The sequence below is a fragment of the Prochlorococcus marinus str. MIT 9302 genome (assembly GCF_000759975.1).
Classification (GTDB): Bacteria; Cyanobacteriota; Cyanobacteriia; order PCC-6307; family Cyanobiaceae; genus Prochlorococcus_A; species Prochlorococcus_A marinus_M.
Window position 1 is genome coordinate 1 of the sequence record NZ_JNAM01000012.1, and the last position, 13,187, is coordinate 13,187.

Annotated in this window: 16 protein-coding genes and 1 tRNA gene; 10 read left to right on the top strand and 7 right to left on the bottom strand. The window is 29.7% G+C overall.

Annotated elements, in window-relative coordinates; all coding sequences use genetic code 11:
• Positions 1-273 (top strand): carbohydrate porin (locus EU96_RS00845; RefSeq protein ID WP_032527458.1); only part of this gene is annotated, 273 nt, incomplete at its 5' end.
• A gap of 646 nt (positions 274-919) precedes the next feature.
• On the opposite strand, the gene EU96_RS09895 is transcribed toward EU96_RS00845, so the two are convergent.
• Positions 920-1,027: a high light inducible protein gene (locus EU96_RS09895; RefSeq protein WP_011132751.1), complete on the bottom strand. Its 108-nt coding sequence runs from the start codon at positions 1,025-1,027 to the stop codon at positions 920-922.
• Between the two features lie 514 nt (positions 1,028-1,541).
• Positions 1,542-1,613: transfer RNA gene (locus tag EU96_RS00840), tRNA-Lys, on the bottom strand.
• Positions 1,614-1,791: 178 nt separating this feature from the next.
• Between EU96_RS00840 and EU96_RS00835 the strand changes: the two genes are divergently transcribed.
• Genes EU96_RS00835 through EU96_RS00820 form a run of 4 tightly spaced genes read left to right on the top strand, consistent with a single transcriptional unit; the run spans position 1,792 to position 5,416 of the window.
• Positions 1,792-1,905, top strand: coding sequence for a photosystem II protein Y (locus EU96_RS00835; RefSeq protein ID WP_011376678.1), 114 nt, complete (start codon positions 1,792-1,794; stop codon positions 1,903-1,905).
• Between the two features lie 7 nt (positions 1,906-1,912).
• Positions 1,913-3,325, top strand: coding sequence for a methylenetetrahydrofolate--tRNA-(uracil(54)-C(5))-methyltransferase (FADH(2)-oxidizing) TrmFO (trmFO, locus tag EU96_RS00830; protein WP_032527459.1), 1,413 nt, complete (start codon positions 1,913-1,915; stop codon positions 3,323-3,325).
• A 24-nt stretch (positions 3,326-3,349) separates the two neighbouring features.
• Positions 3,350-4,894 (top strand): carotenoid isomerase, encoded by a 1,545-nt coding sequence (crtH, locus tag EU96_RS00825; protein WP_032527460.1) that lies wholly within the window; start codon positions 3,350-3,352, stop codon positions 4,892-4,894.
• A 15-nt stretch (positions 4,895-4,909) separates the two neighbouring features.
• A complete protein-coding gene (locus EU96_RS00820) occupies positions 4,910-5,416 on the top strand; it encodes a hypothetical protein (RefSeq protein WP_032527461.1) in 507 nt (168 codons plus the stop codon).
• Here EU96_RS00820 and EU96_RS00815 read toward each other — a convergent pair.
• A complete protein-coding gene (locus EU96_RS00815) occupies positions 5,413-6,150 on the bottom strand; it encodes a response regulator transcription factor (protein WP_032527462.1) in 738 nt (245 codons plus the stop codon). The two genes, EU96_RS00820 and EU96_RS00815, sit on opposite strands and share 4 nt — an antisense overlap.
• An 86-nt stretch (positions 6,151-6,236) precedes the next feature.
• On the opposite strand from EU96_RS00815, the gene EU96_RS00810 reads away from it, so the two are divergent.
• Positions 6,237-6,506: a DUF6761 family protein gene (locus tag EU96_RS00810; RefSeq protein WP_032527463.1), complete on the top strand. Its 270-nt coding sequence runs from the start codon at positions 6,237-6,239 to the stop codon at positions 6,504-6,506.
• Positions 6,507-6,554: 48 nt separating this feature from the next.
• Here the strand turns inward: EU96_RS00810 and grxD are convergent, their stop codons facing one another.
• The 4 genes from grxD to EU96_RS0109480 are packed head-to-tail and all read right to left on the bottom strand — an operon-like array spanning position 6,555 to position 8,301.
• Positions 6,555-6,878, bottom strand: a complete 324-nt coding sequence (grxD, locus tag EU96_RS00805; protein WP_032527464.1) for a Grx4 family monothiol glutaredoxin — start codon at positions 6,876-6,878, stop codon at positions 6,555-6,557.
• Between the two features lie 3 nt (positions 6,879-6,881).
• Positions 6,882-7,112 carry a BolA family protein gene (locus EU96_RS00800; RefSeq protein WP_032527465.1) on the bottom strand — a complete coding sequence of 77 codons (231 nt, stop codon included), beginning with the start codon at positions 7,110-7,112 and terminating at the stop codon, positions 6,882-6,884.
• Between the two features lie 12 nt (positions 7,113-7,124).
• Entirely contained in the window at positions 7,125-7,640 is a 516-nt protein-coding gene (locus EU96_RS00795) for a hypothetical protein (protein ID WP_032527466.1), read from the bottom strand.
• Between the two features lie 46 nt (positions 7,641-7,686).
• Positions 7,687-8,301: a lysophospholipid acyltransferase family protein gene (locus tag EU96_RS0109480; RefSeq protein ID WP_032527503.1), complete on the bottom strand. Its 615-nt coding sequence runs from the start codon at positions 8,299-8,301 to the stop codon at positions 7,687-7,689.
• A gap of 160 nt (positions 8,302-8,461) precedes the next feature.
• Here EU96_RS0109480 and EU96_RS0109485 point away from each other — a divergent pair, with 160 nt between their 5' ends.
• From EU96_RS0109485 to EU96_RS00780, 4 genes are read left to right on the top strand one after another with little or no spacing between them, the layout of a single operon-like run.
• Positions 8,462-9,178 (top strand): pyridoxine 5'-phosphate synthase, encoded by a 717-nt coding sequence (locus tag EU96_RS0109485; RefSeq protein ID WP_032527467.1) that lies wholly within the window; start codon positions 8,462-8,464, stop codon positions 9,176-9,178.
• An 8-nt stretch (positions 9,179-9,186) separates the two neighbouring features.
• Positions 9,187-9,504: an MgPME-cyclase complex family protein gene (locus tag EU96_RS00790; RefSeq protein WP_032527468.1), complete on the top strand. Its 318-nt coding sequence runs from the start codon at positions 9,187-9,189 to the stop codon at positions 9,502-9,504.
• Between the two features lie 17 nt (positions 9,505-9,521).
• Entirely contained in the window at positions 9,522-12,707 is a 3,186-nt protein-coding gene (locus EU96_RS00785) for an exodeoxyribonuclease V subunit gamma (RefSeq protein ID WP_032527469.1), read from the top strand.
• A complete protein-coding gene (locus EU96_RS00780) occupies positions 12,707-13,180 on the top strand; it encodes a methyltransferase family protein (protein ID WP_032527470.1) in 474 nt (157 codons plus the stop codon). The genes EU96_RS00785 and EU96_RS00780 overlap by 1 nt, the downstream gene beginning before the upstream one ends.
• The last annotated feature ends 7 nt before the right edge of the window (positions 13,181-13,187 follow it).

Sequence of the window (13,187 nt, forward strand, 5' to 3'; positions counted from 1 at the left end):
AACTTAGGTGGAGCAGCAGCTGGTGCTGATGAGCAAGCAAGTTTCATGATTGGTCTAACATGGGATGAAGTAGGTCCAGGATCTGCTGGAATTGCTATGGGTCACAGTAATACAGTTGAAAATGCTGATGAGTTGTATCAGTACGAGGCATACTACGAATACCCAGTAAACGACAGTATGACAGTTACTCCGTTAATCTACACTCTAGATGCAGCTGGTGCTAATACAGATGACACATCTGGAGCTATGGTTAAGACAACATTCAAATTCTAAATTTATTAGTTTAATTTAGAAACCTCCAATACACAGAAAGGGCCTGCTTATGCAGGTCTTTTTTTTATCACTGGTTAAATCTGTGATATCTCAAAAGTTATTATTAATTTTTTATTAATGTTTCTATAAAATTTTAAGAATTGAGTTAAAAAATCGCACCATAAAATTGCTATTATTATTATTCGTAGAATTTTTGTTAAAATGTCTCCTATATTTAGATGTTTAATTTGTAGGAAAGATATAGAAAGATCAACTAAAACATTTTGGAATAAAAAGGGACATTTGTTATGTTCAACCTGTTTAGATCAAATGTATAAAAAATCAGGAAAAGAATAATCTCGCTTCATTAATTTTGTTTATCTGAAAATAATCAAACTTTAGATATATTGAAGTTTAATCGTTAAATATTCAATAAGAGCAAATTATTAATATGTACTAATTATAAGTAAGAAAAAGGAAAGTTTAGTTCACAAATGTTATTCAAGTTGATCAGATTAAAATAAAAAACCTAAAAAGGGTAAAAATAACTTTGAAACAAAATTATCTTTTACCCTTTTTAGGTTCTTATGTGTCTTAAATGAAATTTTTGCAAAAATAATAATTATTTTTCAAATCTTTCAATCTAGATGACTGAAGTTCCTATGATTTAGAACCAGCCTGGAATGATTTGGCCAGTTGTTACGTATGCACCAACAGCTGCTACAAAACCTAACATTGCTGCCCAACCATTAAAACGTTCTGCTTCTGGAGTCATGATAAAAAAGTAGATTATGTAAATGATTGTAACAGCATTTATGAAGCTTTGTAAAGTATTTTATTGATTTGTTTGAAATTTTTTATTTAAATTTGCCAGCCAATTTAAAAATAGCATTATTGTCACATAAATGTAGCACTATTTTGTTGTCTGAATTTATTGAAAAAATGTTCATTTGTTAGAAAAGTTTTATAAAAAATGGAATGAATATAGTTTCTCTCAGCTTATGGATGAGTTTGATCACTTCCCTTGTATTTATTGCATGTAGCTAAAAATCATTTCTCCATTTTGATTGATATAAACAATAAATTTAGACTCTAAACCTTTAATAAATTGAAAGTTCTGTATTACTTTCGATTTTTACAAAATCTTGAGCAGTAAATGAGCAATTAATTAATTTTTATAAATCAATTTATGTCGTATAGCTGCGAAAAAAAATAAGTCCCAATTTTGTGAAAGTTTGAATTTATTTCTACAGGTAAATTTAAAAAAAATGAACTCAAAGTATAAAATGTGGGTCGCCTGAGATTCGAACTCAGGACCAGCCGGTTAAAAGCCGGATGCTCTACCACTGAGCTAGCGACCCATTTTGTAAAATTGAGTACATATGAAATTATCCCTTTTTAAGGCAAAAAAAACAACTTATTATCCTAACTTGAACAATTGAAATACATTTCTTAACTTAGTTAACTAAAAAATTAAGAATTCTCTCTTTATTTGAAGTAAAAAGGTAAAATAATTAAATAAATAACAGAATTTCTCAAATGTTAAGAGCTATTGTCGTTTTTGCACCAATAATTGCTGCAGTTGCATGGGTTGTTTTCAATATTCAAAAACCTGCAAGAGAGCAATGGGATAGACAATTCGGCGAGAAATAAATTTTAATTGATTGATAAAGAGGTAATTGTAATAGGAGCAGGTCTTGCAGGTTCTGAAGCTGCTTGGCAGATAGCAAATAGCGGTGTGCCCGTTAAATTAGTTGAAATGAGACCTTTCAAATCAACCCCTGCCCATCATACTGATGAATTTGGAGAATTAGTTTGTAGTAATAGTTTTGGTGCATTAAGTCCAGATAGAGCATCAGGTTTATTGCAAAAAGAATTAAGAATTTTTAATTCATTAATAGTTCGAACAGCAGATAAATTTGCTGTCCCTGCTGGAGGTGCTTTGGCAGTAGATAGATCCAAATTTAGTAATGCTTTGACTGAAATTTTATCTAATCATCCTTTAATTAAAATAAAAAGAATTGAACAACTTGACCTCCCTAGCAAAGAAAATATAACCATCCTCGCTACTGGACCATTAACTTCTGATGATTTGTCACATCAAATTCAAGATTTTACTGGTATTGATGAATGTCATTTTTTTGATGCTGCTAGTCCAATTATTTATGGTGATTCTATTGATTACGATATTGTCTTTAAAGCAAGTAGATATGATAAAGGTGATCCGGCATATTTGAATTGCCCTATGGATAAAGATGTTTACACCAATTTCAGAAATGAATTAATTGAAGGAGAGCAAGCTAATTTAAAAGACTTTGAAAAAGAATCTGCTAATTTCTTTGAAGCATGTTTACCAATAGAAGAAATTGCTAGAAGAGGAATTGACACTATGAGATATGGACCTTTGAAATCTATTGGGTTGTGGAATCCAAAATGGGGAGATTTATTTGATAGGGATAATAGATTGAAGAAAAGACCTCATGCAATTGTTCAATTAAGGAAAGAAGATTTAGAGGGTAAATTACTTAATATGGTAGGCTTTCAAACAAACCTTAAGTGGTCAGAGCAAAAAAGAATATTTAGGATTATTCCTGGTTTAGAAAAGGCTGAATTTGTACGTTTTGGGGTGATGCACAGAAATACCTTTTTAGAGTCTCCAAAATTGCTTTTGCCAACATTACAATTTATGAAAAGAAAATGTCTTTTCGCCGCCGGTCAAATAACAGGTACTGAGGGGTATGCAGCAGCAGCAGCAGGAGGACTGCTGGCAGGAATTAATGCATCTTTAATTGCTAAGGGGAAAAGTGTTGTGACTTTTCCTGATGAATCAATGATTGGCTCTCTTATGAACTTCATAAGTAATAGAAATAAAATAATGTCTAGTCAGAAAAAAAACAAATTTCAACCTATGCCCGCCTCTTTTGGATTGGTTCCAGAACTAACTATACGAATAAAAGATAAAAGATCCAGGTACAACGCTTATCAACAGAGATCTGTTGATGTACTAAATATTTTTAAAAGGAAATTAGATTATATTTTTAATAAAGATCACACACTTGTCGAAATTAATTAAAATAAGCTACCTGGACATTAGAAAATGAAATCAAATAATAGAAATTTCGATGCAATTATTATTGGCTCAGGAATTGGAGGGTTAGTAACTGCATCACAACTAGCAGCAAAAGGAGCTCAAGTTTTAGTTCTTGAAAAATATATTATTCCTGGAGGAAGTGGCGGATCCTTTAAAAGAAAAGGTTATACCTTTGATGTAGGAGCTTCAATGATTTTTGGATTTGGAAAGGAAGGTTATACCAATTTATTAACTCGCGCTTTAAAAGATGTAAATGAAAAATGTGAAACTATTCCTGATCCCGTGCAACTTGAATATCACCTTCCAAAAAACTTTAATATTTCTATAGATAAAAATTACGAAAAATTTATAAGTAAATTATCAGCTAGTTTCCCCAAGGAAAAAGAAGGCATTAAAAAATTCTACGATACTTGTGCAAATGTATTTAAATGTTTAGATTCAATGCCTCTTTTATCGATAGAAGATCCAAGTTATCTTTTTAAAGTTTTCTTTAAAGCTCCATTTTCTTGTTTAGGTTTGGCTAGATGGTTACCAGTAAATGCAGGAGATGTTGCCAGAAAGTTCATAAAAGATCCTGAACTTTTAAGATTTATCGATATTGAATGTTTTTGTTGGTCAGTAATGCCTGCTCTAAAAACTCCTATGATTAATGCGGGAATGGTTTTTACGGATAGGCATGTTGGGGGTATAAATTATCCAAAAGGAGGAGTAGGAACAATAGCAGAGAAGTTAGTTTCTGGTATAGAAAAATTAGGAAGCAAAATTCGTTATAAAGCCAATGTGACTGAAATACTATTAAAGGATGACAAAGCCGTAGGAGTTAAGCTTTCAAATGGGGAAGAACTTTACTCAAACATTATTGTATCCAATTCCACAAGATGGGATACATTTGGACTTAAAGATAAAAAGAAAGGATTAATTGCAAGTAAAAACGTGCCAAAAACTGAATATAAATGGTCAGAAACCTATAAGCCTTCCCCTTCTTTTGTCTCTATTCACCTCGGGGTAGAAAAAGATCTAATAAGAAATAACTTTAATTGTCATCATATAATTGTTGAGAATTGGGATGAATTAGAAAGTGAAAAGGGAGTAATTTTTGTTTCTATACCTACTTTGCTGGACTCGTCTTTAGCTCCAGAAGGTAAACATATCGTCCATGCATTTACTCCTTCATCAATGAATGAATGGGAAGGCCTATCAAGGAAAGAATATCTGCAAAAGAAAAAAAAATACTTTTCGTTTCTTATTGAAAAGATTTCAATTATTTTGCCTAACATTGAAAAAAATATTGACCACAAAGAAATTGGCACTCCAAAAACCCACAAAAAGTTTCTTGGACGATACGAAGGCAGTTATGGACCAATTCCCAGTAAGAAGTTACTTGGCCTTTTGCCAATGCCTTTTAACACTACAAAAATTAAAAATCTTTATTGCGTAGGGGATTCATGTTTCCCAGGTCAAGGTCTAAATGCTGTCGCTTTTAGTGGGTACGCTTGCGCTCATAAAATAGGTGCACAATTAAATATAAATAGTTTTAAATTGCCAAAATAAAGGAATACTTAATAAATGACAGAAACATTTAAAACTCTTTTTTTTGTGAAAAGTTCTTTGATTTCTCTATATTTAGCGCTTACAATTCCTATACCGTTTATATCAACTGATAAATTAAGAATCCCTTCTATAATTGCATTTGTCTTAGGATCTTATTTAATTATCAACATCACAAGTGATTATGTAGAAACTTGTAATAAAAAAATTTCATATAAAACTAGCTTTGTTTCTAAAGTCATAGGGAGAAAAAATTGGGAAATTCCTTGGAAAGATATTAGGTTAATAAAATCTTTACCTACCAGTCAGGGTAGTAAAGTTTATTACTTTAATACTGATAAAGGTAATAATTTTCTTTTTCCACAAAGGGTAGAAGATTTAGAAAAACTTTTGTTAATAGTTTCCAAAAATACTGGTATTTCTACTAATGCATTATCTTATATATCTCCTCTTTGGACTTATAAGTTATTGACGTTAATCTCAGGTGCGATGATTATTGGGGAACTTATTGCTTTTCTACATTAAATATTATCAATACTAAATCGATAACCTTGTTGTCTAACAGTTGTTATTCCACCACCTTCTCCTAAGCCTGCTTGTTCTAATTTTCTTCGCAATGTTAAAACTTGAGTATCTACAGATCTTGGGCCTCCGCTGAAAGGCGGCCATGCCATCCTTAAGAGCTCTTGCCGGCTTCTAACCATGCCAGGTGGCATAAGAAGAGCACAAAGCAGTGCAAACTCTCTGGGACTTAATTCTACAGGCTTTTCACTAAGAGTTACTTGTCTTAAAAGAAGATGAACCTCTAAAGGTCCAACCTCAACTTTCTCTTGTAATCCTATTCTCCCTCTTTTTAAAAGGGTTCTACATCTTGCTGCAAGCTCTTCTAGTCCAAAAGGTTTTCTTAGAACATCATCTGCCCCTTCATCTAATAGGTTAACTAATGCTTCTACTCCTGATCTGGCTGTTAATACTATTACGGAAGACCCCAATTGTTGGGCTAGTCTCATTGCAGTGTTCTGCTCGAGAATTTCAGCACTAACTAATAGGTCAGGTGATTGTTCTCTACATAGGTCAACAGCTTCTGCAGCTGATCCGACTGCAGCAGCAAGGTGACCATCTTGGCGAAGCCTTTGTACAAGGACTGTTCTAAGAGTGGGGTGAGGTTCAACAACAAGAACTCTTGAGGGAGTTTGAGAGCTCGTAGGCAATTGTGAACTGCCAGGAGTTGAAGCTAAGATTTGCTCAGTTGATTGCATTCTTAATTACTGTTTGGCCAGGCAATTTTTTATCATCCTTAATAAGGTATAACAAATGCTAAAAAAAAATCGGAATCTATCGAATTATGACATCATTTGAAAATCCAAAAGCAATTCGTCATTTTCAATCAATTTGCGATAGCTGCCAAGACTTGGTTACTCGTTTTCATCCCCCATCTGATCTTAAATTATATAGTGATGGTTATCTCCAAGCCTTAAGGAATTGCAGTAGTTTAGAGCAAAGAGATCAAGAGAAATTAGAGAGATTAATTGAAAGATGGATTTTAGATCCATCAAGTTTTATTGATCCAGGAGGAGACGAAAATAAAGGTTTTTTCAATAAAAAAAAGATTTAAAATATTAATTTTTATTAACCAAATCAGTATTTATACTCACTAAATGTCTTAAGACGCTAATTCAATTTCTATTTTTTCTTTAAGAGACCCTGAGTTGTACATTTCGATAAGAATGTCTGATCCACCAAGAAATTCTCCTTTTAAATAAACTTGAGGAATTGTCGGCCAATCTGAATATTCTTTAATGCCCTCTCGTACTTCGAAATCGCTTAAAACATCAAAAGTACCAAATTCTACACCTAAGGAATTAAGTATTTGGACTACATTGTTGGAAAAACCGCATTGAGGCATTAATTTAGTACCTTTCATGAAAACCATTACGGGATTAGAATCAATCAGCTTTTGTATTTTATCTTTTGTTAGGTTGTCCATAGTTCAATTTGGTGTTTCTGTTTTTAGTGCCAGTGCATGGATAGCCTCTGAAGCTAATTCTTCCTTTAAAGCAGAATAGACTAGCTGGTGTTGTTTAACTAATGATAATCCATCGAATTCAGATGCAATTACAGTTACTTGCAAATGATCATTTCCCTTAAGGTTCTCAACAAAAACTTGGGAACTTGGTAATTTTTTAGTAATTAAATTAATAACTTCTGCTTTAGTAATCATAATTAGATTTAATTAACCATTGTATTTTGTATCAACGAATCCTAGTTCTACCAATTTTTCATAAGCTTCTTTACCTTCTCGACTATTAGGAGACATTATTCTAATATTTTCAACGAGTAAGGGTACTGCAACCTCAGGTTGTTCACTTTTTATATACAAAGTGGCTAATCTCTCATTTGACTCTGCCAAAATTTGTAATGCTTGCTTACCTTTACTTTGCATTTCATTTGGTATTCTCGCATCAATCCCCTTGAAAGATGAATTTAAATCGGAGTAAAAAGACGCAAGTTGCTTTGCTAATTTTCTAGCGTCTAGATAAAAATCCTTGGCTTTATCGATATCTCCGTTTTTAATATATTCATCGCCTTGTTTTATGAAATATTCTACGTTTGAGATGGAGAGCTTCTTACTAGAATTTGAGAGTACTTTATAGTCTTTTGGACTCTTGATTTCTGCATGAACTACCTTGTTATAAGGAAGATTTCCAAAAAATATAAATAAAATTGGGATTAATTTTAAGAATTTCATTTCTTAATTAAATTATTATTAAAATTTATAGTAACTTATTACAGATTCATCTACCTACATTTTTTAAAGCTTTTTCTTCCTCTTGGATCATTTTTTCATATAGAAACATATTGAATTCCTTGATGGTACAGTTTAAGTAATCATCAATTGCTATTGGTTGGCCAAGGGATAGACAAAATTCTCCCCTAAAGTTTGGAGATACTTTGTTGTAGGCAATTCCAATTGGAATAATAGTAATGGATTTTGTTTTTTTTGTAGCTAATCTCGCTAATCTGTATAATCCTTCTTTAAGAAATAATTTTTTTCCATATTTATTAATTTTTCCTTCGGGGAAAACAACTAGTTGTTCACCTTTTTCTATAATATCAATCGCATATCTTAATGCTGAGAGAGATGGCGATAATTGATTTATAGAAAAACATCCAAGTCTTTTTAAAAACCAACCTTGTATTCCTTTCATTTCGGATTTAGTAACCATAAATCTACAATCCTTTTTTGTTACCCTTCTACCCATTGCCATGGTGAGTATTAAGCCGTCCCATCTTGATCTGTGGGTTGGAGCCAAAATGATAGAGGAATTTATGGGAATCGAAAAACCATTATTTAATATTTTCTTTTTTCTAAAATAGAACCTCAAAACAACGTCCTGAGTAACGAACATTGCAATAAATCCCAATGCAGGGTTGATTTTATGCCAAATATCTAAAGATTTCTTCTTCAATTTCTATTTACTATATATTAATAATTTAATTGTTTGCCTTTTTTTATTAGCTATTATTGGGCGGTTACTAGATTGTCTAGAAACTAAGATTTTCAAAATTATGGCTACTTTAGGAGTAAACATTGATCATATTGCAAATGTAAGGCAAGCAAGGAAAACTGTGGAGCCTGACCCTGTACAATTTGCTTTTTTAGCTGAATTAGGAGGTGCAGACTCCATAACAGTTCATCTAAGAGAAGATAGAAGACATATACAAGATAGAGACGTATTCCTTCTTAAAGAGACTATAAAAACAAAACTCAATTTAGAGATGGCAGCTACAGAAGAAATGTTAGAAATTGCAAAAAAAATTCTTCCCGACTATGTAACGCTTGTACCCGAGAAAAGAGAGGAAGTTACTACTGAAGGAGGGTTGGATGTGAAAAGTAATGTTCAATACCTTAAAAATTTTGTTGGGAATTTAAAAGATTCAAATATAGAAGTAAGTGCATTTATTGATCCTCTTGGTGATCAGATAAATTATTCCAAAGAAATAGGGTTTAAGTTTATAGAATTACATACTGGTAAATATGCTGAATTATCCGGTTATGATCAGTATAAGGAGCTTCAAAGAATTATAGAGTCAACACATGAAGCAAATGACCTTGGATTAGTTGTTAATGCTGGTCATGGACTTAACTTTAATAATGTTAAAAAAATTGCATCAATTAACAATATGAACGAGTTAAACATAGGTCATAGTATTGTTGCTAGGGCTTTAGCGGTAGGATTAGAAAAGTCTGTTCGTGAAATGAAGTCACTCATCACATTAAATTAAAATTAAAAATGACAACATATTTTTTCGTCGCAGCAAGTGAAAAGTTTTTAACAGTTGAAGAACCACTTGAAGAGATATTGAAGGAGAGAAAGAGAAACTATAAAGAAAACAATAAAGAAATAGATTTTTGGCTTTTAAAAAATCCGACTTTTTTACAAACCACTAAGTTTGTTGATCTAACAGCAAAGATCCCATCACCTCCAGCAGCTGTTTTGTCAACTGATAAGAAATTTATAACTTTCTTAAAGCTTCGTTTAGAGTTTGTTGCTGTAGGGGAATTCGAATTCCCTGATGCAGAAATAATTGATCCATTTAAAGTTGAATAATATAATCATTTAGTAAATTGCTCAATATTTATAAGTCAAACAAAGTTGAAGTGATTAGTGAGCTGTTAGCAGAAGATTTAAAAATATGTCCTCCTTTTATAACTAATAAATTAGAAATAGCCGTTCCTAATTATTTTTTTGGTAAGTGGTTACGTGAACAAATAACTATTAAAAACCAAATAAGTGCTCTTTATGAATTAAAGACAATATCAAGCTATACCGAATCATTATTGACAAATTTTTTCCCTGAAATTGATATGGGATTATGGAATTTTGAGTCAATTAAATGGGGCATTATTGATTCCTTAGAAGAATTAAATAGCTTTAAAGAATCATTGCCACTTAGCAATTGGATTAAAAAATATTTGGATAATAAAAAGACAATTGATGGAGATATTTATAATCTGACAAAAAAAATCACGAATAATTTTATTAATTATCTTATTTTTAGACCTGAAATGATTGCTGAATGGAATAGATATGAAATAAATTCTCAATATCTTTTTAAGAATTTAAATTCAAATCAATATTGGCAACCTATTTTATTTAAATTATTAGAGAAAAAAATATCAGAAAAACCTTCATGTTTATACATGATTGAAGTAATAAAGAATTTAAGAAAAATTAAACACATTCAAACTAAAATACCAAATCAAATTTATATTATTTCCGATAATAATTTATCTAAACTGCATATTAATTTTTATTCAGAACTTTCAAAATTTACTAAGGTAAATTTATATTTATTATCTGCAGGAGATGATTTATGGAATAGAATAAATTGTCTTGAGGGAGAGTTGGAATTTGATGATAATGAAAGTAAATTGAATTTTAAAAATACAAATATTGAAAAAATATTTGGTAAATTTGGAGCCAACTTTCAGAAATTAATTGAGGAAAATATTTATACTGAAGGTATAAATTTAAAAAATAATTTAATCTATATTGATCCAACTACTAATTTTTCTGATAAGAAAGATATCCCTTTTCTTAATCAAATACAAAAAAGACTAATTGATAATAATAGTAATGATTTTATAGTAAATGAAAAGGATGATTCAATAATACTTTATGAGCATTTTAATCAGCATAGTCAGTTCGAATATTTAAGAAATAAAATTATAGAAATAATGAATTCTTGCGAGAATATTAAATATAGTGATATTGCTGTTTTATCTCCACAACCTAGTCAAATTAAACCTTATCTAAGGTATATCTTTAATAATGAATTAATTAATGGTGAAAAGATACCTTATTTTTTTATTGATGATGATAATAATGATTCTTCAGAAATATATAAATTTTTAATTGATATTACTGAAATAGCTAATCAGAAAATTACACTTGAAAAAATAGATTATATTCTTTCTAAAAAAGAAACCCAGGATATTTTTGATTTTCATATTACTGAGAAGGATGAAATTATTTTGTTACTTACCCAATTAGGTTTTCATTGGGGATTAGATGCCAATGAAAGATTAGGTGACGAACAAAATACCCTAGATTGGTGTATAAATAGAATTACTTTAGGCTTGATTTATGACAAAGAAGTCAATTTAAGTACTCTTAATTTGAAACCATTTAACCCAAAAAATATAAGTTTAGATTTGAATAAATGGATAAAAATATTACTTAATTTAAAAAAATATATTAATTTGCTAAGGGGATCTTTTTCTTATTTAATTTGGATTAAAAAAATAAAGTCTATATTAAAAAATATTTCTGATTCTAACTCTAATTTTAATTTAGAAATAAGTGCAATAAATAGAATTCTTGATAATCACGCAATACCCTTAATACCGGATGATCTTATTTTATTAAATGTTTTTAGAGAGATATTAATTTCTTGCATAAATAAAGCTAAATATCAAACTAAATCCCGCATCAACAAGATTCTAGTAAGCGACATTGAGAATTCAAGGCACATTCCACATAAGGTTATCTTCCTAATAGACATGAATAGTGTTTATTATCCAAAATTATCAAAGAATGAAAATATTAATTTATTAAATAATAAATATCACCTTGGCGATCCATCAGTTTTTGAAAGAGAGAAATATTTTTTTCTAGAGTTGTTAATTGCCTGTAGAGATAAATTTATAGTTACTTGGGTAAAGAATGACAAAGACAATAAAAAATTAGATGTTTCTTTTCCGATAAAAGAGTTAATTTCTTTTTTTGATATTTTTTTAAATCAAGGCCTAAGAGAACTAATAATCAAAGATTGTGATTTAAATAAAAAGGAAAAAATTCATCTTGATAGTTCTAAGATTATTAAAAGTAATTATTCTTTAGTAGCAGATTTAGATTGGAATGAAACAAAATCTGATATTAAAAATTATAAATTATCAGAACTGATTTATTGGTTCAAGACTCCACAAAAATATTGGCTTAATAAAAAAAATATTTCTCCTATTGAAATATTTACCCATCATCCAGACGAAGAGTATATAAGCAATCTGCAGAAGTCGCAATTAATAACAAAAGTAATCCAGCAATTAGAGATTGATAACCATAATATTATTGATGATTTGAAAAATTTGAATATTATTGATCAATTGGTTGAAAATGGAATTATTATGACCAAAAATAGTATTTCTACAAAAGAAAAAGAAATCAAAGAGTTAGTAAGTAGTCTATCTGCAAGTTTGAGTCAACATAATAAGATTAATAGAATTTATGTTAAATCAAATTCAAACAAAGAAGAATATTTCATCGCTGATGATACCGTAATTGAATTAATTAATTCGAAACTAAGTTTAAGACGATTGAAAGAGGCTTGGATAAAATCCCTATTTATTTTTTCTTTAAAGAAGAATATAAAAAAGACTAAAGTAATTTTTAGAACAGAAAATCAATATAAATCGCAAATTATTCAATCTCCCGGAGCAATTGAGTCAAATTTAATTTTGGATGAATACATAAATATTTTTAATAATTATTCTGAAAAATGTTTACCTCTCCCTCCAGAAAGTACTTATAGATATGTAGAAGCAAAGTTAAAATCAAAAAATGAGAAAAAAGCTTTTTCAGAAATATGGATTGGTAATAAAACTTTTTCTAAAGGAGAAAGGGATACTATCGAAATGAAATTATGTTTTGGAGATAAAAAAGAACCAGATTTCTTTTTTGTAAATAGTAATTTTGATAAATTATCATTCAGATTATATGGTCCACTAATTGAAACATTAAAAAATAAATAATGACTAAATTTCAATTAAAAGTTTATTTAAAAGTCGCTTATGAAATAATACTTGTTTTTTTACAGTTCTTTATTATTATGCTCCATTTTTTAAAATGGGAATTAATTCCACAAAAACAAATAATTCAAGTTAGTCCTTTATCTTACTTAATGGGGATTTTAATTATCATTATTGCTTTAATAATAATGTTAGTTGCTATTAAAGACTTAGGTGTAAATTTATCCCCTTTCCCAAGACCTATTGCCAATAGTAATCTTGTTACTAAAGGTATTTATAGATTTACCCGTCATCCTATGTACTATTCTTTAATATTTTTTTCCTTTGGCGTTTTTATAATAAAGCTATCTATTTATTATTTATTTTTATTAATTAGTCTGGCTTTAATAATTAAATTCAAGATTGCTTTAGAAGAGCAATTTTTAAATAATAAATTTAAAAATTATTTACTTTATAAAAATCAGGTCAAATATTAATTCAATA